Here is a 20,527-nt window from a genome sequence, read left to right as displayed (position 1 = left end):
GTGAGAATGTCCGGTGTCGCCACCCGTCGACCGCCGATTCGAGTGGCCGACTGCTACGGCAGTACCCGCTCGGCCCTGGGCATCTGGGCCGTCTGGATCGCCTCGATGATCGCCCTCACGGTCGCGCTGCTCGTCCTGTAGTCCGCACGCCGCTATCAGCCGGGGCTCCTCGGCCCGCCCGGCTGCCGCGATAGGCGTTGCTCCGAATTCGCGTGACTACGTGCGGAACCAGTACCACTCCCGGCGGATGGAAGACGGTCGGGTCGATCGCGTCGTCGGATGGTGCGGCGGACTCGAGGGACAGTCTCAGATCGGCGAAAGGCTGCGGCGGCCCACCGATCGAGCCGATCGTCAGGGAGAACTCGAGATCCGCGCGGGACGAGTACTGGCGCAGTGCGGCCAACGAGGGATCGGCCGGCTGCGAGCCGGCGGGCCGCGCGAAGACCCACATCGGACTACCGCCGTCGAAGCGGTACGGCAGCAGTGAGCCGTAGGTCGCGGCCCGCCAGGAGCGCACCGGCACCGGGACGAACCGGGTCACCGGCCCGGACCGGGTGGAGGCGAGAGCGAAATCCCAGCGCTGCCCGGACTCGGCGTACACCCGCAGGCCGAGCCCCACCGCATCGGGCAGTCGCCCCGGCAAGCCGATCGCCTTGGACAGCCGGGCGGTGACCTCGCGATCCCCCTCGCCGAAATACCGTTCGAACCCGGGGGCGGCCCGCAGCCTGCCGCCGAACCACATGCCCCGCGGATGAAACACCCGCGCCCGCCGGAGCCGAGCGGCCCCCGCGAACGATTCCTCGATCAGCCGATCCCCGGCGGCGGACACCCACGCGCCGACGGCAGACGCTCTCGCTTCGATCATTTCCACGGACCTGCTTTCCTGGCGGACGGTCACACCGGGCGATGCGCCTGCCCGGCCGTTGTCATCTCGCCTGTACCCCGCATGCATGGGCATTCACGCGCCTGGGCCGCCGAAGCGGGGTGGCAGGGTTCCCGCGTCGCCGGTGGTCGTCGCCGCGCGGTGTTTGGTGCGGGCCGAGGTGGGTAGCTCGCGGCCGAAGCGACCATGCGAGGAGTTCGGCGTGAGCGTTGTCGACAAGGCGAAAGACCAACTGGGTGATCTGGTCGGGACGGTGCTCGGCGGGCCGGGTAGGACCGGGCACCCGCAGACCGTGACGATCGACCGGCCCCGGGCCGAGATCGAACAGTTCTGGCGTGATCCCGAACGGCTCTCGACCGTCTTCCGCGGGATCGCGGAGGTGCGAGCGGTCGAGAACGGCCGCTACGAATGGCGGCTCGTCCCCGGCGGCGGGTCCGTCACCTGGGCGACCGCCTTGACCGCGGAACCGGGATGTGTGCGGTTCACCGCGATCGGGGAACCCGGTACGCAGAGCGGACCCGGCTTGCGCGTCGATCTGCGTACGGCGCCGCACGACCTCGGCACCGAGGTCACGCTGACGACCAGCACCGCCGCGCCCGATGTCCTCACCGATCCGGTCGTCTACACCGTGCTCTATCGCGCGCGAGCACTGCTGCAAACCGGTGAAGTCCCCACCCTGGCGCACAACCCCAGCGCCCGGTCGGCCACTACCGGATAGGAGCGACGGATGCGCGCACTCTGCTGGAACGGTGTCAACGATCTCGCGGTCGAGACGGTCCCGGATCCACAACTGGTCAATCCGCACGATGCCATCGTGCGGGTCAACCTCACCACGACCTGCGGCTCGGATCTGCATTTCATCGACGGCTACCTGCCCGGGATGCGGCACGGAGACGTATTCGGGCACGAGTTCACCGGCGAGATCGTGGATTTCGGGCCGGAGGTGACTCGCCGGACGCTGGGCGAGCGGGTCGTCGTCCCCTCCTTCATCGGCTGCGGCTCGTGCTGGTTCTGTTCCCACGAGCTGTGGGCGTCCTGTGACACCACCAACCCGAATGCCGCGATGCAGCGTCCGGTTCTGGGGTTCCCGACGGCCGGCATCTACGGCTACACCCATCCGTTCGGCGGGTACCAGGGTTCGCACGCCGAGTACATCCGGGTGCCGTTCGCCGACGTCAACTGCTTCACCGTGCCGGACGGGATCACCGACGAACAGGCGCTGTTCGTCTCCGACGCAGTGCCCACCGGATTGATGGGCGCCGAGTTCTGCGATATCGCGCCCGGGGACACGGTAGCGGTCTGGGGCAGTGGCGGCGTCGGGTTGATGGCGGGGCATTCGGCCCGGCTGCTCGGCGCCGAGCGAGTGATCGTCGTCGATCGCTATCCGGAACGGTTGGCCTTGGCGCGCAAGCAGTTCGGCGCGGAAACCATCGACTACACGGCGGTGGACAGCGTGCAGCACGAGATCCTCGAGCTGACCGGCGGCCGCGGGCCCGATGCCTGCATCGAGGCCGTCGGCATGGAGGGGCACGGAACGGGGCTCCAGCAGATTTACGACCGCGCCAAACAGCTGCTCCGCCTCGAAACCGACCGGGCGACACCACTGCGGGAGGCCCTGCTGGCCTGCCGCAAGGGCGGTGTGGTCTCCGTGCTCGGAATCTACGGGCTCACCGACAAATTCCCGATGGGTGTCGTCACCAACAAGGGCCTGACCATCCGCACCTCCCAGCAACACGGACAACGCTACGTGCCGCGGATCTTCGATTACATCCGTCAGGGCGACCTCGACCCCTCGTATCTGGTCACCCACGACATGCCCCTGACGGACGCGGTGCGCGGATACGAACTGTTCAAGAACAAGGAACAAGGGTGTATTCGCGCGATCTTCCGGCCGTGAGCCCCTCGCTCGGCCGCCGATCCCCGGCTACGCCTGATTCTGTAGGTCGTCGCGCAGTTGGTCGCGTTCGGCGGTCAGCACCGTATTGCGCTCACGCAGCACCGTATTGTGTTCGCGCAGCGCGATGTTGTCGTCCTCGAGATCGAGGATCCGCGCGACCGCCGACAAATGGATACCCTGTCCGGCGAGCGTGGTGATCCGGCGCAGTCGAGCCAGATCGTTTCCGCTGTAGCGACGGGTTCCACCCGCACTACGGGCGGGATTGATCAAGCCGTGCTGCTCGTACAGCCGCAGCGTCTGGACACCGATACCGGCGAGTTCGGCAGCGACGGAGATGGTGTAGACCGCCTGCTGCGCGTCCGGGAGGTGTCCATCGGGCCGGTCCGAACCCATCTCACTCCTTTCTGTCACCCTTACAGCGTATCTCCGCAGCTGTCGACCTCCACCTGTGGCCATCCACGGAAAAAATCTCTGGCGCACTCCAGAGATTATCCGACCGGAAGACCTGGCACTATCCCTGTTCAGCCGGACTCCGCCGGCGTCGTTCCTACCGGAATCGCTCGACTTTTTCTCGGCAACGCCTTGCAGACATCATGGCCGAGTGCTACCTATTATCTGTGTGATCTGACAGAGATTATCTGAGGATCGAAAGCGAGGTGGTGCCCGTCTTCCGGAAGATCCTTCCGCCGGGTGCGACACAACTCGTCTACCCGGTAATCGGTCAGTCCTCATGTTCCTTCCGTCGACGGGTGGGCCCGGTTCGCGGACGCTGCCGGGCTCACCCGGCTCTTTGCCACCACTCGTTCACGTTCGAGGGAGGAGATCGCCATGCCCATCCTGGAATCCGGCAGCGACCTCGACCGCGCCGAGCAGAACACGCCGGTCATCGACCGCGACCTCGAAGCCGGCCTCGACACCGCGGCGATGCATCCGCTGGCCGAACGCATCCGCGCCGCCTTCGATGCCGCCGAGATCAGCGACCGCATCGATCAGAACTGGATCACGCCGCACGACGACGACGAGTACGACTGTCTCGCGTACTGAATCCGGCCCTTGTCCGGCCCGGGACCTCATCGCCCCCCGCGGTGGGGTCCCGGGCCGGTCGGGTGGTTACCCGCTTCGGAGAGATCGGACCACTGCGGCGACGGCAGTGGCGCGCGAAGTCGGCGTCAGGACAGTAGGCGGCGCAGGATCCGGTTGCCGAATCCGTACCGGATCAGACCGTCCAGGCTGCGAATCGTCTTCTCCGAGTAGGGGTACCAGATGCTCTCCCCCTTCGGTTGCCAGCGGTCGATCAGCACCGGCTGCGCGTGCGTGAAACCGCGGAGCGCATCGGGTCCGTTGACCTGCCCCACGCCGCTGTCCTTGCGACCGCCGAACGGCGCCTCGGGCACGCCGTAGATGACCGCGGCGTCGTTGTGCACGACGGAACCGGTGGTCAGCCGCGCGGCGATCCGGCGCGCCTTGACGGCGTCCTTCGTGAACACCGAACCGCTCAACCCGTATTTGCAGTCGTTGGCCAGCCGGATGGCTTCCTCCTCGTCGCGCACCCGCATGATCGCGGTCACCGGCCCGAAGGTCTCCTCGGTCATCAGCTCCATCTCGTGGTGGGCGCCGACCACGACGGTGGGCTGGAAATACAGGCCGTCACCGGAATCGGCGGCGCCGCCGACCACGATCTCGGCGCCCTTGGCCTTCGCGTCGTCGATATGCCGGATCACGATGTCGCGCTGGCGATCCCAGAACAGCGGACCCATATCCGTGGCACCGGGTCCGTAGGTGACCGCGGCCGCCTTCTCGGTCACCAATCGGATGAACTCGTCGGCGACACTGTCGACGACGTAGATGCGTTCGACACTCATACAGACCTGTCCGGTGTTGAACATCGACAGGTACACCGCACCCGCGGCCGCCCGCTCGAGGTCGGCGTCGGCGCAGACGATCATGGCGTCCTTGCCGCCCAGTTCCAGGGTGCAGGGCAGCAATCGGGCCGCGCACGCGGCGGCGATCTTGCGACCGGTGCCGACACTTCCGGTGAAGCACACCTTGTCGATATCCGAATCCACCAGTGCCGCACCGGTTTCGCCGTCACCGTGCAGCACCTGCACGACATCCTCGGGCACCCCGGCCTCGTGCAGGACCCTGGCCACCCATTCACCCGAGCGCGGTGTCACCTCGGAAGGTTTGAACACCACCGTATTTCCGGCGACCAGCGCCTGCACCACCGGATTGAGCGAGAGGACGAACGGCGCGTTCCACGGCGTGACGACGCCCACCACGCCGAGCGGCTGGTACTGCATGTAGAGCTTCTTCATCGGGCGCAGATAGCCGTGCAGCTTTTGCCGATGCGGGCGCAGATCGCGGCGGGCCCGCCCGGTCCAGTAGTTGAGGAAGTCGCACGACGGCACGATCTCCACCCCGAGTGCCTCGACCTCCGGCTTGCCGGTTTCGGCGCGAATGGTCTCGACGATCTCCGTCCGGCGGGCGACGATCACGCCGATCGCGGAGCGCAGAACGGCGGCCCGCTCGGCCACGCTGCGCGCCGCCCAGGCCGGCTGCGCGGCCCGGGCCCGGGCCACGGCCGCGCGCACCTCGTCGGCGGTGTCGACCTCGAGTTCCCCGATTCGCCGACGGTCCACCGGACTGTCCAACGCCAGCTTGCGCCGGTCGCCGTCGGTGGTCGGCAATGCGTGGACGATGGCCATGCTCTTCCCCTCGGTGGTCGCGGTCCGATTCGCTCGATACACGAGGACCGCCGCTACCGAGCTCACCGCACGACGACCGTCCCCTGTGACGCAGTAGACAACTTACCAAATCTGTCTACCCATGGCTAGAACTCGTTCCAGTTTCGGATCGGGTGTTTACCGGCCCGAATCCGGGGTTTCCTGGCTGTGCAGCGTGAATCCTCGATGAGGGAGATGAGCGGTATGCCTGTCGAAGGTGGCTTCGAGGAGCCCGAGGCCGGGGCGCCCACCCGGGCCGACGATCGGGAACCGGTGGTGCGGTGGCCCGAACCCAGCGCGTTGGACGACTGGTGGACCGCGGTGATGGCGGGCGAGCCGGTGAGCGGTATCGCCCGCCGCAGTACCCGAGTGATCACACCGCCGCGCACCGTCGCGGGGTGACACGCGGTATCCGAATTCCCGAACGAGCGATTCCCGAACGAGCGGTCCGTGCCCGGTACCGCGCCGATCATGCGTCATACTCTCTCGGTCACAGACATGAATGTGCCGCGGAGCCAAGCGGTCTCGCTCGGATCCGCGGCACCCGAGAGGCAGGGGCAGCATGAGCATTCTGTTCGGGATCGGGATGGCGGTCTGGTTCACCAGTGTCGCCGCGATGTTCGTCGCCCGCGCCCTTCAGGATCGACGGGCGCAGGCGTTCCAGGCCAGCTTGGCGGCCTGCGGCATCGCCTCGGTGCTCCTCGCGATCACCACGCCCGCTGTCAGCGGTAGTTCCACCACCAGGAATGTGGTGGTGTCCGGGGTGTTCGTCGTGCTGGCGTTCCTGTGCGTCGGCGCCATCCGGATCCTGCGCCGCAGCACGGTGGAGCGGGTCTGATTCGCGTCCGCTCAGTTGGCCGGGGTCGGTTGCCGGCGGGCGACGAATTCACCGATCGCGGGATCGACCGCGTCGCGCACCCGAATCCGTTCCGGCAGTAGCCCGTTCGCTGCGAGCAGGTCGGCGGCACGCTGCTGCTCGTCGAGGAACTCCTCGGTCACCGGCCCGATGCCGAACGGCCGCCCGCGCAGGGCGGCTTCCCAGGCGTCGAGGTCGGCGGTGCCACCGCGCGCGACCACATCGTCGACGAAGTAGCGGGCCGCCGCGCGCGGATTGGCTTCGATCCAGGCGTCGGATTCCTGCAGAGCGGTGACGATCGCCTCCAGGGCCGCGCGGTTGCCCTCGGCGAAATCGCGGCGGGTGAACCACAGCGACGGGTGGCTGAAGACGGATTCGGTATCGACCAGCGTGTGCAGGGCGGCCTCGGCCTCGACCGCGGCGAGACCCGGATAGGCGCCGACCCACGCGTCGAGGGTGCCATCGAGCAGCAGGGCGCCGCCGTCGTGGACGTCGGTGTCGACCGGTTCGATATCGGACCATCCCAGTCCGGCCCGGTCCAGTGCGAACAGCAGCAGCGTGGTCTGCCAGGAGCCGTGGGCGATGCCGACCCGCTTACCTTTCAGATCGGCCACCGATTCGATGCCGTTGCCGGCCTTGGTGACCAACCTGCCGTTCTCGATGCGCGGGCCGGAGATGCCGACGTAGACGATGTCGCGGTCGTTGCCGAGCGCGGTGATCGGCGGCGTGAAGCCGGTGCCGATGAAGTCGTAGCCGTTCGCGCCGAACAGGTAGTCCGAATGCAGCGACGGCAGTGCGGTTTTCACGTCGGCGCGGGGCGGCTGCGGCAGGGCGCGCAGATCCACCCACTCCACGTCGGGCAGCGCGCGTTCCAGGATGCCGCGGTGGCGCAGGACGAACAGCGAATTGTTGTGCGGGAAGTAGCCGACCCGAACACTCATGGGGATGCTCCTCGGGAAAGTACGGAAGTAGGGGGTCAGATCAGTCCGCGGCGGCGCGCCTCGTCGGCCAGCCCGGTGCGCCCCCACTGCACCGCCAGATTGGACGCGTCGAATTCGACGGAGCCGCCGAGGGTTTCGGCGATCGCCTGGTATTGGGCGCCCTCCTCGAGCAAGACGACCAGCTTCGCCAGGTCCAGCAGTCCGGCCCGGCCGATGACGTTCGCGCCGCCGTTGGCCTCGAAGATGGCGATGAGGTCGGGGTCGCGGTCCAGTTGACCGAGGATGAACTCGCCCGCGCCGATACTGCGGTCGATATGCGGCGGGATCTCTCGCGACAGGGTCAGCCGCTGCACGGCGGCGTAGCGGATCGGGAAGGTGCGGTGGGTCTGCGCCCAGCCGCCCAGCCACGGGCTGTGCACGTGCACGACGGAGGTGATGTCCGAGTGTGCGCGGAAGACCGCGGCGTAGCCGGTGACGAATCCCGCGGAACCGGTGCCCGACAACACCTCTCCGTCGAACGTCGCGACGACCGGTCGCACGGTGCGGTCGTCGGCCCAGGGCCCGGGCTCGTTGAGCGCGACCGCGATCTCCGTGCCGGGGACGCGTTCGACGAAGTTGACGGTCCCGTTGCCGGCGACGGTGCCGGTCTCGCGGAAGACCCGGAACGCCTTCTCGGCGTCGCGGGTGGCGGCGGCGACGAATTCGGTGACGGTGTCGTCGAGCCGGATTTCGGTGGTGGTCACGATTCTCCTAGTGGGCGTGCGTCAGGGCGGGGGTGGCATCGGGTGCGGTCAGGCGGGATCGGCCGAGCAGCGGCAGCACTTCCTCGCCGACCCGGTAGGCCTCTTCCAGATGCGGATTGCCGGCGAGGATGAAGGCGTCGACCCCGAGGTCGATCAGCTCGTCGAGGCGCTGGGCGACCTGTTCGTAGCTGCCGACCAGCCCGAAGGCGGGCCCGCCGCGGATCAGGCTGAAACCGCACCAGACGTTGGGCTGCACCTCCAGATCCCGGTAGCCGGTGATGGTTTCGGGCACCCAGCCCTTGATCCGCGCCGCTCCCACCGAATCGCCCTGGGCGGCACGGTTGGCGGCCTCCCGGTCGACGAAGGCCCAACCCTTGCGGATCTCGTCCCAGGCCGCCTCTTCGGTATGCCGGGCCAGGATGTCGATGCGCACCGCGAACTTCGGTGTGCGGCCGATCTTTTCGGCGTGGGCGCGCACACCGTCGAATTTGGCCCGCAGGTCGCCGAAGGGTTCCAGCCAGGACAGGTAGTAGTCGGCGTGGCGTCCGGCGGCCTGCACCGCGGCGCCGGAGGACCCGGAGAAGTACACCTCCGGGAACGGTTGCCCGGCCAGGCCCGGCGGCAGGGCGGCGGCCTCGGTGTGGAAGAACCGGCCGTCGTGGGTGTACGGCCGCCCGTCCCAGACTCCGCGCAGCACATCCAGGAATTCACTGGTGCGGGCGTAGCGGTCGTCGTGGGCAACCTTGTCGCCCCACCACAATTGGGCCGGACCGCCGCCACCGCTGATGATGTTGTAGACGAGCCGCCCGCCGGTGGCGCGCTGCAGGCTGGCCGACATGCGCGCGGCCTGCACGGGGTGCAGGAAGCCCGGCTGGAAGGCGACCATGAAGCGGTAGGTGGTGGTCTCGCGGGCCAGTGCGGCCGCGAAGGCCCACGGATCCTCGGTGACCGGGAACGAGGGCAGGAGCCCGCCCAGGAATCCCGCGGATTCGCTGGCTCGCGCGACGGCGGCGACGTGATCGATATAGCTGTAGCCGTCGAGTTCACCGCCGCGCACGGCCGGGGCGATATTGCCCGGACCGTAGCCGCCGGCGTTGCCGCGGTTGTAGCGGCGTGGCGTGCGCAGCGAGGCGTGGTCGCCTTCCATACCGATGCGCCAGTAGACGTCGATGGTCACAGCGCGACCTCCTTCAGGGTGCGTCCGGCCGGATCGGCCAGGAACAGCAGATGCTCACCGGCCCGGTGTATCTCCTCGATGTGCGGGTGCCCGGACAGCACGACGGTGTCGAAACCCGTTGCGGCATAGACCTGCAGCTGCCGGGCCACCTGCTCGTAACTGCCGACCAGACCGATGGCCTGCGGATACCCGAGCAGGTCGAATCCGGCCCAGCGGCCGTCGCCCAGCGCCAGCGATCGCGCGCCCGGCCCGTCCGGGCGCACCTCACGCCATTGCCGTTCCGCTCGCGCCCAGGCTTCGTCCTCGGACTCGCGCGCGATGACCGGGATCTCGAGTCCGGCGCGCACGGTGCGTCCGGTCTCGCCGGTGCGGGCGCGCAGCGCGGCCAGCTGTTCGCCCGGGCCGTCGGGGGATTCGGTGAATACGTGCACATCCGCGTGACGTGCCGAAAGGTCCAGGGCCTCGGGCGAGGTGCCGGACAGGTAGACGGTCGGGAAGGGCAGGCCCGACAGCACGCCGCGGAAACCGCCGTCGATCACGTCGTAGTAGTCGCCCGCGAAATCGAATCCGGTGCCCTGGAATCCGGCCGCCGGCACCGGATCCCGATTCCACACACCGCGTGCGACGGTGAGGAATTCCGCGGCGCGACGGTAGCGGTCGGCACCGGAGACCCGGTCGCCGCGCGAGCGCGCCTCCGCGTCGTCGGTGTCGACCGCCAGGCGCCAGCCCAGCCGCCCCGCCGACAGGCGCTGCAGGGTGGCCGACACCTTCGCCGCGTAGACGGGAGTGCCGAAGGCGGGCTGGAATTCGACGATCACCCGGCTGTGCCGGGTGGCGCGCAGGGCGCCGCCGGCGACGATCCACGATTCCTCGCCGAGCGGATCGTAGGGTGCGAGGACGCCGTCGAGTCCGGCCAGTTCGGCGGCGTCGATCACCTGGTGCAGGTCGTCGAAGGGGCCGAAGCGGCCGGGCCGCACATCGGTGGGTTCGCGATCGGGCACACCATGACCGGTGCGCCCGCTCGCCGGGGTGGGCGCCGGAGCGCCGAAACCACCGCGATGCCGCAGCTCCGGGCGTGCCCGGCGGCCGTCACCGCGGCTGGGCAGCCGCCACAGATACTCGGTCATGCCGCCGCCCGTTCGGCCGCGACCAGCTCTTGTGCTCGGGCCAGGGGTTCCGGCGCGACCCACGAGTCGAGGTCGAAGTCGGCGGCGAGGAAGCCGTGGGTGTAGAGGAACTGTTTCTGCACGCCCAGCAGTTCGAGCCGTTCGTCGTCCAGGCTGGGGTGCAGGCCGCGGTGGAAGTCCTCCCCGTAGGCGGCCACGACTCCGTCGGGGCCGGAGAGGGTTTCGCGTTGCAGTACCGCGCGGACGCCGTCGAGATTGCCGGCGGCCCAGTCGGCGGCGCGCAGACTCTGCGCGAGGAAGTCGATCACCACCTCGGGTCGGGTGTCGAGCAGATGCTGATGCACGGTGATGGGCCGCGGGGTGCCATTGTTGACGCGCAGCCGCTTGCTGTCGGTGGCGTCGAGGTCCACCGCCACCCGCAAGCCGTGCTCGGTAGCCACTTCCTGGGCGCGTGCGCCCTTGACGTAGATCGCGTCGACCTCGCCGCGCAGCAGCTCCTCCGCGCCCCAGGTGACACGGCGGGTCCGCTGCTGAACATCGGTGCGCACCTGCGGATCTCGTTCGACGGCGAGTTCGACCACGGTGACATCGGCGAGGGTCAGACCGCCCAGCCGCAGAGCGCTCGCGAAGCCGTGCAACGCCATGGCCCGCGGGAAGCTGCGGGCCTGATCCTGTGCCCATGCCGGAACACCGATGCGCAGACCGGCCAACTCGGCCGGGGTGGTGACGGGTGAATCCGGGCCGACCAGGATGGCCTGCGATTCGTCGATCCAGGTGAGGCCGATGAGCCGAGTGGGCGAGCCGGCGGCGCGAGCCGCCAGCGCGGGCACGTTGCCGCCTTCGCGCACCAGGCCGGGCAGCGCGTGATCGAAGTGGAATCCGGCCAGTTCGGGCCCGGCGTCCTGCAGGACGCCGAAGATGAGGCCGCTGCGCTGCGCGGTTTCCCCGAGCCAGCCCAGACTGTGCGCCAGACCGCTGGCCGTCGGGACGGGGCAGCGGGTGTACCAGAGGGTGTCGGTCATGAAATGCTCCGTGAGTTCGGGGAATTCGATGGTTGGGTGTGCCCGACGCCGAGTTCGGCGAGCAGAGCCGCCTGATAGCGCAGGGCGGCGGGGTCGGTCCGGTCACGCGGCCGGGGCAGGTCGATATCGATGTCGACGGCGAAGCGGCCCTGGTTCAGCACGAGGATCCGGTCGGCCAGCCGAACCGCCTCGTCCACGTCGTGGGTCACCATGAGCACCGCCGGGCGATGCCGCTCCACCAGGTCGCCGACGAGGTCCTGCATCTGCAACCGGGTCAGGGCGTCGAGTGCGGCGAACGGTTCGTCCAGCAGCAGCAGTTCGGGCTCCCGGACCAGTGCGCGGGCGAGAGCGGCGCGCTGGGCTTCGCCGCCGGACAGGGTGGCCGGCCACTGCCGCGCCTTCCCGTCGAGTCCGACCTCGGCCAGGGCGCGCAGGCCTGCCTCCCGGACCGGCTTGGAACGACGTTGCCCGACAACCACATTCGCCAGAACGCGTTTGGACGGGATGAGCCGGGGCTCCTGGTAGACGGTGGTACGCACGGCGGGCACCAGCACGTCGCCCGCATCCGGGGCCTCGAGTCCGGTGAGTAGTCGCAGCAGCGTCGTCTTACCGGTGCCGCTGGGGCCGAGCAGCACCACGAATTCACCGCGGCGGATGCTCAGCTCGACACCGTCGAGAACAACCTTGTCGCCGAAGGCTTTTCGGAGTCCGACCAGCCGCACGGCGAGCGCTGTGTCGGTGTGTGGTTCGTCGACGGCGGTCATCGGATCGCCACCTGCCCGCGCCACGGCATCGCGAAGCGCTCGATCAGCCGCACCGCGCCGTCGAAGATCAAGCCCAGGACCGCGTAGAGCACGACGCACAGCACCATGTAGTCGGTGCGGTTGTATTCCTGCGCGAGGGTGACCAGATATCCGACACCCTTGCTGGTGCCGACCTGTTCGGCCGCGATGAGGCCGGTGATGCTGATGGACAGGCAGACTCGCAGCGCCATCAGGATGCCGGGCAGCGCCGACGGCAGGATCACCTCCAGCACCAGCCGCGGCCCGGCCAGCCCGAAGCCGCGGGCGGCCTCCACCACCTTGCGGTCCACATTGCGCACGCCGAGATAGGTGTAGGCGTACATGGGCGCGACGGTAGCGACGGCGATGAGCAGCACCTTGTACAACTCGTCGATGCCGAACCAGGCGATGAACAGCGGCACCAGCGCGAGGAAGGGGACGGCGCGCACGATCTGCATCGTCGAATCGACCAATTCCTCACCGAGGCTGGACAGTCCGGCGGCCAAGCCGAGCAGCAACCCGGCCGAGACGCCGAGCAGCACCCCGAGTCCGGCGCGGACGAAGGAGGCGAGCGCGAAATCGACCAGCTGTCCGTTGTTCACCAGTTCGGTGAACGCCGACCAGACCTTCGGCGGGCCGGCCAGCACCTCCGGCGACAGCGCGCCGGTCGCCGACCCGATCCACCAGCCGGCGAAGATCAGCACCGGAAGCAGGAAGCGCAGCGGCACCGACAGCCATGCGGGCCTGCGCTTCTCGATCCGGCTGCGCGGCGGTGCGAGCCGGCCCGTGGATACGACGGGAGCGATGACGGCGGTCATGTCAGCGGCCCGTCTTCAGCGCGGCCAGCTGGTCGGGGGTGAGCTTGGCCTTCAGGTCGTAGAAGATGTCGGCGGCGGTGATCGTACGGCTGATCACGCCGTTACCGGCGAACAGGTCGACCACGTCGGCAAGGTCGGCGGCATCGGATTCCCGCGGCAGGCGCGGAACGGTGGCCTCGCTGTCCACCCGGATGGCATCGGCGAGCCGGGCGCCGGTCAGTGCGCGCGGGCCGGTCTGCTCGAAGACGTTCTCGAACGCGGACGGATTGTCGTGCTGTTGAACGGTCAAGCCCTGCAACACCTCCAGATATTTGGCGGCGATCTCCGGGCGCTTGTCGAGGATCTCGGTACGGAAGACCACCACCGTGTTGTCCTTGGAGCCGATGCTCTGCTCGGTCGCGATTTCCACGCCGCCGTTGGCCTTGGCCTCCTGATAGGGCACCAGGAACGAGGCCCAGGCATCGACCTTGCCGGTGGCGAAGGCCGAGGCGGCGTCCTTCTGCTGCAACGGAACTCGCGTCACCTTGTCGGCCGGGATACCGGCCTGGGCCAGGGCCTTGAGCAGGATGTACTCGCCCTTGCCCGCCGGATTCACCGCGACCCGCTTGCCGACCAGTTCGGCCACCGAGTGGATGCCCGATTCCTTGGTGGCGATGATGCCGCTCTGGTCCTTCCCGGCCGGATCCTGCACCGCCACGATGCGGACCGCGACGTCCTTCGACAGCGCACCCACCACCGGGCTGAACGCGGCGCCGGAGACGTCGAGTTGCTTGGTGTTGAACAGCTTGAGCATGGAGCTGAAACCCGGTGTGGTGTTGACCCATTCGACCTTGGCGCCCAGTGGAGCCAGGGCCTTGTCGAATGTGCCGTCGCGTTTGGCCACCGCGAGTGGGCCCGCGTTGCCCGGATCGGCCACCTTCAACACCAGCTGCGATCCGGCGCCCGATTCGGTCGCGGATCCGGAGCCACACGCCGCGACCAGAGCGACGACGGGGGCGAGCGCGATCGCGAGTCGCCAACCGTGTGGCCTGCGCGTGCGAAACATCGTGGAGCACCTCTTCCGAATACGAACCGAAGTCGACGGGATACCGCGACAGTAGGGACGAAGCGCTGCCGTTGCGAGGTAATGCTTTCCGCAGATCGGAAAACTTGACGCACCACTCGGAATCGGTGTAGGTGTCCGATACGCCGGGTGCCATGCGCAAATTACGAGTCGGGTCCAGAATTTTGCGCAGCGTAAGCCGAAGCGGGACCGAGACCGACTTCCCGAATAATGGAATGAACGAGCCGTCTCCGGTGACGGCGTGTGTTACCGTCGCCGTCGTGGAAGCCTCCGGCGTGCAGACCGTCACCCGTGCCCTGTCGGTGCTCGACTGTTTCCGCGACGGCGAGGAACGTGGCGTCTCCGAGGTCGCGCGGCGGCAAGGCCTTGCCGTCAGCACCACGCACCGTTTGCTCAGCGCCCTCGTACATGCCGGTTTCCTGGAGAAGGACGAGGCCTCCAGCCGCTATCGGATGGGCGGCGCACTGGCCGAATACGGGCAGATCGCCTACCGGCAGCACCGGATCTACCTGGCCGAACCGAGCCTGGAACAACTGGCGGTCAGCACCGGGGCCAGCGCCTCGGTGGCGATCCGGCACAGCATCCACGCGGTGCTGCTCGGCACCAGCCGGTGGCGCGAAACCGACGGCCACCGGCTGATGGGTGTGCGCCTCCCCCTGCACGCGAGCGCACTGGGCAAGGCACTGCTGGCGTGGTCGGAGGTGCCGGACGACTTCCTCGCCACCCTCCCCTACGACGAGGGCACCGACCGCTCGGTGTCGAGTCCCGCCGAACTGCGCGCCGAACTCGACCGCACCCGCGCCCGCGGCTACGCCTACAACGACGAAGAACTCGATCCCGGCTTCCGCACCATCGCGCTGCCCATCCTCTCCCCCGCGGGCGACTGCCGATTCGCCCTCGGCCTGCGCGGCCCCACCACCCTCATGCTCCCCGAACGCCTTCCCCTGCTGGTCGAACTGAGCAAGGTGACCGCCGCCGACATCGCCACCCGATTCGCCACCGACGGCCGGCCGGGATAACCGCACACCCCACGGGATCTCGACGACCGCGCAAACCGATCCGAAATAGTTTGACGGCCGATACTCTGACGTCCATGAGTCTCGATCCTCGCACCAACACCGTCGACGGCGTGCTGCGCCGCTCGGCGGCCCGCGTCCCCGACCGCATCGCAGTGACCTTCGAGGGCCGCTCGCGCAGCTATCGCGAACTCGACGCCGCGGTCAGCCGGGCCGCAGCACATCTGCTCGGGCTCGGACTCGTCGCCGGTGACCGGATCGCGGCCTACGGCACCAACTCCGACGCCTATCTCATCGGCTTCCTGGCCTGCGCCCGCGCCGGATTGGTGCACGTGCCGGTGAACTACGCGCTGCGCGGCGAAGAGCTGAGCTATCTCCTCGGCCAATCGGGTGCGCGGGCGGTGCTGGTCGATCCCGCGCTCGTCGACACCGTCGAGAGCGTGCGCGCCGAGTTGCCGGCGCTCGAGCGGATCGTCCCACTCCGCGACGCCGACCCGTCGCTGCTCACCGTGGCCGATTCCGGCCCGGTGCCGGAGGTGGCGCCCCAGGCCGGCGCCACCGACCTCGCCCAGTTGCTCTACACCTCCGGCACGACGTCGAAGCCCAAGGGCGCCATGATGACTCACGAGGCGCTCGGCTACGAGTACGTCTCCTCGGTGATCGCCCTGGACCTCACCGCCGAGGACAATCCACTGGTCGCCATGCCGCTGTACCACTCGGCCGGCATGCACGTGTTCGCGCTGCCGTACCTGTCGGTCGGCGCCACCGTGAACCTGATGGCCACCCCGGACATTCCGGAGATATTGCGGCGCATCGAGGCCGAGCGGATCGGGTCGTTGTTCCTGGCACCCACCGTATGGGTGCCGCTGTCGAATCATCCCGACCTGGACCGGCGGGATCTGTCCGCATTGCGCAAGGCGCAGTACGGGGCGTCGATCATGCCGGTCACCGTGTTGAACCGGTTGCGCGAGCGGTATCCCGATCTCGGCTTCTACAACTGCTTCGGCCAATCCGAGATCGGCCCGCTCGCCACCGTGCTGCGGCCCGAGGAGCACGCCGAGCGGCCGGCCTCGTGCGGGCGTGCCGTCCATTTCGTCGAAACCCGGATCGTCGACGCCGCGGGCAACGACGTCGCCGCCGGTGAGGCCGGGGAGATCCTGTACCGCTCACCGCAACTGTGCCAGGGCTACTGGGACAATCCGGAGGCGACCGCCGAGGCGTTTCGCGACGGCTGGTTCCATTCCGGTGATCTGGTCACCCGCGACGCCGAGGGATACATCACGGTCGTCGACCGAATCAAGGATGTGATCAATACCGGCGGCATCCTGGTGGCCTCGCGCGAGGTCGAGGACGCGCTCTACACCCATCCGGCGGTCGCGGAGGTCGCGGTCGTCGGCACCCCGGACGAGAAATGGATCGAAGCGGTCACCGCCGTGGTGGTCGTCCGCGACGGGGAGTCGGTGACCGCCGAGGAGCTGATCGCCCACACCCGGGAGCGGATCGCACCGTTCAAGGTGCCCAAGCGCATTCGCTTCGTCGCGGCGCTGCCGCGCAACCAGAGCGGCAAGCTACTCAAACGCGAACTTCGCACATCGGGGAATACAGTTGTTTAGATTTCAAAGATATGGGACATACTGAAGGGGACGTACCCGGCTCGAGCGCACGGGCGGGTTCGTCGTAGGCGGGTGAAAGAGGTTTGGCCGCGATGGCTGCTGCCCCGACGGACGACGACCACGTGCTCTCCGGGGCACGTCTGCTCAGTCGGATCGACGAAATCGTGCACCGATGTGTCGGGCATACCATGCTGCGGATCGTCACGGCGATCACCGGACCGGCACAGGCGGTGGATGCCCGTCTGGCCGGGCACGCCGAGGTCGTCGTCCGCGAGATCGCCTGCCGAGCGCTCGAATACGCCGGGGCCGACACGCTGGTCGTCACCGTCTCCCTCGACGACTACCTCACGGTGACCGTCGAAACCCTCGGGACGGAACCGGGCCGGGACGGGGGCCGGCCGGATGCCTTTCCCGCTTTGGAGGCGCGCGCCCGCCTGGTGTCCGGACGCTGCGAATACGGGCCCGGCAACCGCGTCACCTGGTACGCCCCACTGAACGCCGTCCCCGAGCAGGCGCGGCCACCGATCGAGGTGCGGCCGAATCCGGTGGGGCAGTACCGGTTCTGATCCAACCGGCTCAGGGATGGATGCCGTCGAACTGCATCACCCGATACGGGTTGTTCGTCGTGGTGTTCCATTGCGACACATACAGGGTCACATCGGTGGGTGAGACCGAGCGAGGATGAACGAATCCGCCGTAGAGTTGCGGGAAGGAACGCACCCAGAACCGCCACCACGGCACGGCGCCGTAGATCTGCGGCTTCGCGGCGGTCCACACTCGGTCGATCGCCGGCGCGGTGCGGGTGGAGATGCAGTAGCCGTCGACATCGAAATACGCCATCACCCAGGTCCCGACGATGTTCTTCACGCTCAGCTCACCGATCGGCCCGGCCCCGGCGAACAGCGGCGTGGGCGTGGGATTTCCCCACTGCCAGTCCGATCCGTTGTAACCCCAGAACTCGTAGTCGGCGCGACTGGCGACCCGCTGCCACGGCACGCGCATCAGAATCGGTCCGTTCCGGTTGTGGATCCGCCCCCACTCCTTCGCCAGGACGTACACGTAGCCGTCGTCGTTGTTGTTCCCGATACCGGCGAAGGTCTGCATCATGAACGGACTCCAGCCGTCGTAGCCGTCGCTGCCGTCGTTCGGCCACACGGCCGCGTAGTCGGTCCAGGTGCGGCCGTCGTCGTCGGAGTAGGCCAGTCCGCAGAACAGCGCCCCGTATCGATCGCCGGGGGCGTACCAGTCGTGAACGCTGGTGTAGCTCAACCAGGTTCGGCCGTTCGGGTCGACGAAGGCGTCGGACGGAATCCGGCTGACCTCCACCCCGTAGCCGTTGTCGGCGTTGTGCGCGTAGGTCAGGGCCTGCCGTGCCGGTCCCCCGCCGGGTGTCGCGGTGAACGTCGTCGTCACATCCGGCGGATCCGACGCGAACAACAGGACCGGTGAACCGAGCCAGGTGCCGGATCCCTGGCTGTCGCCGGTGAAGGTGTCACCGAAGACGAAACCCGATCCACCCGGTTCGAAGCGGCTCCGGTCGTACGGGATGCCGAGATCGGTACCGCCGACACCGAATTGCGCGGCCGAGCTTCCGGAGTATCCGGTGAGCGGGGTGCCCCAGTGGTTCGGCATGGTGGCCGATCCCGGCTCAGGCCGGTGCGGCGAGGACGAACCTGGTCCAAGCCGCCGCGCTGTTGGCGTTCTCGGTGGTGATCTTGCCGGTGCTGAGATCGATGGCGTAGACACACCCGGCGGGAACTCCGCCGTTGTAGGTGGCGAACCACGCGGTCGGCCCGGCTTGTGCGGCATCACACGCGGTGACACCGTCGAACGCACCGTCCGGGAAGACGATTTCGGCCACGGACGCGGACGTGAGGGCGGCCAGGGCGCCCCCGGCGGCGGCGGCCGTCGCCGCCGCCCGGACCTGGGGCACACATTCGGTGATCACGAAGAAGCGGCCGTTCGTGCTGGCGATTGTCGGCATGCGAAGACTCCGTCGGACTAGCGAGTAGGTGGTTGGAAGCCGGGGATGTCGAGTTTCCGGCCGATCGCCGCGATCGCGTCGACCAGGGACCTGCCCCCCAATTGTGCCCAGCCGTCACCCTGCAGACCGCGCATCTGAATCCACTCGTCGCGGATCCGGCCGTCGGTGTCGCGCGGCAACGGAACCTGCGTCGGCCCCGGCGGCGGCGCGAAGCCGGGCAGGCCGAGCGTCTGCCCGACGGCGGCGACCCCGTCGACCAGTGTGTGACCGGCCAGCTGTGGCCACCCGTTGCCGCCGATCCCCATGAACTGAATCCACATGTCCGTCACCGGGTCCGGCGCGACGACACCCACCCCGACCTGGTTGGCGAACTCCTCCGGGGAGAACCCGTCGGCGGAGTTCATATCGCAGTTACCGAAGGGCGGGGCGCCCTCCGGCAGTCCCCCGCCGTACCCCTGACCGTCGGTGTACTGGTGCGCGATCTGCCCGGGCAGATTGGGGTTGCTGCCGTACCCGGCGCCGATCATGTTCAGCCCGTCCGGTCGGATCGGCCACATGCTGTCGAAATCGGGCCGGTTGGCATAGCCGATGACCCGGCGGGTGGAGCCCAGCCAATCCGCCAGCCGCCAGTAGGCGCGGTTGATGCCGTCGGACTGATCGCCGCCGGGATTGCCACCCGACTCCACGTCGATCATCGTGATCATCTTCGGATGCGGGCCACCCGCCCGGCCGACCATGCCGCGATGGGTGTCCACGGTGTCGAGCCAATTGGGCCGCCAGTAGAAGTAGACGATGAAGCAGGCGATCCGGCCGGAATCGGCGGCCTGCGCCGCCCAGGAATAGTTCTGATAGAAGTTGTGGTCCTGGTAGGTCCCGTCGTTGGAGCGGAACGAGAAGATCCGATAGGGATACGAATCGTCGACCGGCACTTGGAACTCGGACACGTCGGCGAAAAGGGAATCGACCATAATCCCCTCCAAGAGGTCGACCGGCCCTTGGGCGGGACCGGGTTTCGTGTGGTGGCTATCTCATTCTCCGAGGCTACTCCGCTCCCGGCATCGATACGGCCGTTCTCGTGACCACGTCGTAATCCACGCTGCCACAACGAAACCCGTACGGCGGGCGCTACTGCCCGCGGGCGCCCGCCACGACCGCACGCACCCTGAGCTGCGCGGTAGTCACCTGCCCGTTACCGCACGCCGTTGCGGCCCGGTCGAGATACACCGATGCGGTGTTGTCCGGCGGGTAGATCCGCAAGCCCGGCACCGCCACCGGCCGGCACCGATCGGGCGGAATATTGTGCACATCGGCCGCGAAAACCAACGACGACGCCTGCTCACCCGGCGCCAGCCGCACCGGGCCGGCCGACCCCCCGTCCCGCGCCGCGGGCGCACCGACCGGTTCACTGTCGGGACCGGTGGCATAGGAGACACCCGGAAACCCCTCCACCACACACGGTCCCGATCCGGCGTTGGTGAAGACGATCGGGAACGCGACCGTCCCCGCGGCCGCCGTCTCCTGCCCGAGGCTCGCCCGCAAGTCGGCCGTAGCACATTGCGGCACATCGGAATCGGCTTCCCGCGCGGTGGCCGCCGCCCCCGGCGGTAACGACCCGACCCCCAGCGCCGGTCCGGTGGTAGCCGATGTCGCATCCGATGCCGAGTCGTGCGCGCCGCAACCGGCGACGGTGACGAGCACCGCGGCGATGATCAGCCGGCCCGCCGTTCGCCTTCTCTTCACAAAAGGCCACCGTACTCCGGGAACGGTCCCGGTCAACGCCTTTCGACGCGGTGCCGCACGCCGAGGAGCGAGCGCGGTCCGAGCGGGCCTGCGTGAACGTCCCGTTCGGAATTCCGGAAAACTTGTGGCAAAATAAGATCTT

Annotated in this window: 24 protein-coding genes; 9 read left to right on the top strand and 15 right to left on the bottom strand. The window is 68.4% G+C overall.

What is annotated here, in order from left to right; genetic code table 11:
• The gene (locus ON37_RS32740) at nucleotides 1-141 is read left to right on the top strand and encodes a hypothetical protein (protein ID WP_157171360.1); all 141 of its coding nucleotides are present in this window, start codon (nucleotides 1-3) and stop codon (nucleotides 139-141) included.
• Here the strand turns inward: ON37_RS32740 and ON37_RS06280 are convergent.
• A complete protein-coding gene (locus tag ON37_RS06280; protein ID WP_157171359.1) occupies nucleotides 116-865 on the bottom strand; it encodes a phosphodiesterase in 750 nt (249 codons plus the stop codon). The two genes, ON37_RS32740 and ON37_RS06280, sit on opposite strands and share 26 nt — an antisense overlap.
• Before the next feature lie 220 nt (nucleotides 866-1,085).
• On the opposite strand from ON37_RS06280, the gene ON37_RS06275 reads away from it, so the two are divergent.
• Both ON37_RS06275 and ON37_RS06270 read left to right on the top strand, forming a co-directional pair.
• Nucleotides 1,086-1,601 (top strand): SRPBCC family protein, encoded by a 516-nt coding sequence (locus ON37_RS06275; RefSeq protein WP_040717856.1) that lies wholly within the window; start codon nucleotides 1,086-1,088, stop codon nucleotides 1,599-1,601.
• Between the two features lie 9 nt (nucleotides 1,602-1,610).
• Nucleotides 1,611-2,780 carry a zinc-dependent alcohol dehydrogenase gene (locus ON37_RS06270; protein ID WP_040717813.1) on the top strand — a complete coding sequence of 390 codons (1,170 nt, stop codon included), beginning with the start codon at nucleotides 1,611-1,613 and terminating at the stop codon, nucleotides 2,778-2,780.
• A gap of 27 nt (nucleotides 2,781-2,807) precedes the next feature.
• On the opposite strand, the gene ON37_RS06265 is transcribed toward ON37_RS06270, so the two are convergent.
• Nucleotides 2,808-3,173 carry a MerR family transcriptional regulator gene (locus ON37_RS06265; protein WP_040717811.1) on the bottom strand — a complete coding sequence of 122 codons (366 nt, stop codon included), beginning with the start codon at nucleotides 3,171-3,173 and terminating at the stop codon, nucleotides 2,808-2,810.
• 435 nt (nucleotides 3,174-3,608) lie between these two features.
• Here ON37_RS06265 and ON37_RS06260 point away from each other — a divergent pair, with 435 nt between their 5' ends.
• Nucleotides 3,609-3,824, top strand: coding sequence for an Rv3202a family protein (locus tag ON37_RS06260; protein WP_040717809.1), 216 nt, complete (start codon nucleotides 3,609-3,611; stop codon nucleotides 3,822-3,824).
• A gap of 125 nt (nucleotides 3,825-3,949) precedes the next feature.
• Here ON37_RS06260 and ON37_RS06255 read toward each other — a convergent pair whose 3' ends face one another.
• Entirely contained in the window at nucleotides 3,950-5,485 is a 1,536-nt protein-coding gene (locus tag ON37_RS06255; RefSeq protein WP_040717855.1) for an aldehyde dehydrogenase family protein, read from the bottom strand.
• Between the two features lie 222 nt (nucleotides 5,486-5,707).
• On the opposite strand from ON37_RS06255, the gene ON37_RS06250 reads away from it, so the two are divergent.
• Complete coding sequence (locus ON37_RS06250; RefSeq protein WP_040717807.1) at nucleotides 5,708-5,905, top strand: hypothetical protein; 198 nt, start codon at nucleotides 5,708-5,710, stop codon at nucleotides 5,903-5,905.
• A gap of 160 nt (nucleotides 5,906-6,065) precedes the next feature.
• Nucleotides 6,066-6,341 (top strand): hypothetical protein, encoded by a 276-nt coding sequence (locus ON37_RS06245; RefSeq protein ID WP_040717805.1) that lies wholly within the window; start codon nucleotides 6,066-6,068, stop codon nucleotides 6,339-6,341.
• Between the two features lie 11 nt (nucleotides 6,342-6,352).
• On the opposite strand, the gene ON37_RS06240 is transcribed toward ON37_RS06245, so the two are convergent.
• The 8 genes from ON37_RS06240 to ON37_RS06205 are packed head-to-tail and all read right to left on the bottom strand — an operon-like array spanning nucleotide 6,353 to nucleotide 14,014.
• The gene (locus ON37_RS06240) at nucleotides 6,353-7,300 is read right to left on the bottom strand and encodes an ABC transporter substrate-binding protein (RefSeq protein WP_040717803.1); all 948 of its coding nucleotides are present in this window, start codon (nucleotides 7,298-7,300) and stop codon (nucleotides 6,353-6,355) included.
• Between the two features lie 35 nt (nucleotides 7,301-7,335).
• Nucleotides 7,336-8,043, bottom strand: coding sequence for a class II aldolase/adducin family protein (locus ON37_RS06235; RefSeq protein WP_040717801.1), 708 nt, complete (start codon nucleotides 8,041-8,043; stop codon nucleotides 7,336-7,338).
• Nucleotides 8,044-8,050: 7 nt separating this feature from the next.
• Nucleotides 8,051-9,220: an LLM class flavin-dependent oxidoreductase gene (locus ON37_RS06230; protein ID WP_040717800.1), complete on the bottom strand. Its 1,170-nt coding sequence runs from the start codon at nucleotides 9,218-9,220 to the stop codon at nucleotides 8,051-8,053.
• Nucleotides 9,217-10,347 carry an LLM class flavin-dependent oxidoreductase gene (locus tag ON37_RS06225; RefSeq protein WP_040717798.1) on the bottom strand — a complete coding sequence of 377 codons (1,131 nt, stop codon included), beginning with the start codon at nucleotides 10,345-10,347 and terminating at the stop codon, nucleotides 9,217-9,219. The genes ON37_RS06230 and ON37_RS06225 overlap by 4 nt, the downstream gene beginning before the upstream one ends.
• Nucleotides 10,344-11,369, bottom strand: coding sequence for an ABC transporter substrate-binding protein (locus ON37_RS06220; RefSeq protein WP_040717797.1), 1,026 nt, complete (start codon nucleotides 11,367-11,369; stop codon nucleotides 10,344-10,346). Before ON37_RS06220 ends, ON37_RS06225 begins: the two co-directional genes overlap by 4 nt.
• Nucleotides 11,366-12,133: an ABC transporter ATP-binding protein gene (locus tag ON37_RS06215; protein WP_051031267.1), complete on the bottom strand. Its 768-nt coding sequence runs from the start codon at nucleotides 12,131-12,133 to the stop codon at nucleotides 11,366-11,368. The genes ON37_RS06220 and ON37_RS06215 overlap by 4 nt, the downstream gene beginning before the upstream one ends.
• Entirely contained in the window at nucleotides 12,130-12,969 is an 840-nt protein-coding gene (locus ON37_RS06210; protein WP_040717796.1) for an ABC transporter permease, read from the bottom strand. The genes ON37_RS06215 and ON37_RS06210 overlap by 4 nt, the downstream gene beginning before the upstream one ends.
• 1 nt (nucleotide 12,970) lies before the next feature.
• Nucleotides 12,971-14,014 carry an NrtA/SsuA/CpmA family ABC transporter substrate-binding protein gene (locus tag ON37_RS06205; RefSeq protein ID WP_040717795.1) on the bottom strand — a complete coding sequence of 348 codons (1,044 nt, stop codon included), beginning with the start codon at nucleotides 14,012-14,014 and terminating at the stop codon, nucleotides 12,971-12,973.
• 278 nt (nucleotides 14,015-14,292) lie between these two features.
• Between ON37_RS06205 and ON37_RS06200 the strand changes: the two genes are divergently transcribed.
• The 3 genes from ON37_RS06200 to ON37_RS06190 all read left to right on the top strand — a co-directional run bounded on the left by ON37_RS06200 (nucleotide 14,293) and on the right by ON37_RS06190 (nucleotide 17,227).
• Complete coding sequence (locus ON37_RS06200; protein WP_040717852.1) at nucleotides 14,293-15,051, top strand: IclR family transcriptional regulator; 759 nt, start codon at nucleotides 14,293-14,295, stop codon at nucleotides 15,049-15,051.
• A 74-nt stretch (nucleotides 15,052-15,125) separates the two neighbouring features.
• A complete protein-coding gene (locus tag ON37_RS06195; protein ID WP_040717792.1) occupies nucleotides 15,126-16,661 on the top strand; it encodes an acyl-CoA synthetase in 1,536 nt (511 codons plus the stop codon).
• A gap of 92 nt (nucleotides 16,662-16,753) precedes the next feature.
• Entirely contained in the window at nucleotides 16,754-17,227 is a 474-nt protein-coding gene (locus ON37_RS06190) for a hypothetical protein (RefSeq protein WP_040717788.1), read from the top strand.
• A 10-nt stretch (nucleotides 17,228-17,237) separates the two neighbouring features.
• Here the strand turns inward: ON37_RS06190 and ON37_RS06185 are convergent, their stop codons facing one another.
• The 4 genes from ON37_RS06185 to ON37_RS06170 all read right to left on the bottom strand — a co-directional run bounded on the left by ON37_RS06185 (nucleotide 17,238) and on the right by ON37_RS06170 (nucleotide 20,385).
• A complete protein-coding gene (locus ON37_RS06185) occupies nucleotides 17,238-18,293 on the bottom strand; it encodes a glycoside hydrolase family 183 protein (protein ID WP_040717785.1) in 1,056 nt (351 codons plus the stop codon).
• A 16-nt stretch (nucleotides 18,294-18,309) separates the two neighbouring features.
• The gene (locus ON37_RS32735) at nucleotides 18,310-18,645 is read right to left on the bottom strand and encodes a hypothetical protein (protein WP_040717784.1); all 336 of its coding nucleotides are present in this window, start codon (nucleotides 18,643-18,645) and stop codon (nucleotides 18,310-18,312) included.
• A gap of 17 nt (nucleotides 18,646-18,662) precedes the next feature.
• Entirely contained in the window at nucleotides 18,663-19,613 is a 951-nt protein-coding gene (locus ON37_RS34555; protein WP_306306458.1) for a hypothetical protein, read from the bottom strand.
• A 157-nt stretch (nucleotides 19,614-19,770) separates the two neighbouring features.
• A complete protein-coding gene (locus tag ON37_RS06170) occupies nucleotides 19,771-20,385 on the bottom strand; it encodes a DUF4232 domain-containing protein (RefSeq protein WP_040717782.1) in 615 nt (204 codons plus the stop codon).
• Nucleotides 20,386-20,527 lie beyond the last annotated feature (142 nt).

This window comes from Nocardia veterana NBRC 100344 (assembly GCF_000308855.1).
GTDB classification, from domain to species: domain Bacteria; phylum Actinomycetota; class Actinomycetes; order Mycobacteriales; family Mycobacteriaceae; genus Nocardia; species Nocardia veterana.
This window is presented reverse-complemented; position numbering and strand designations above follow the sequence as displayed.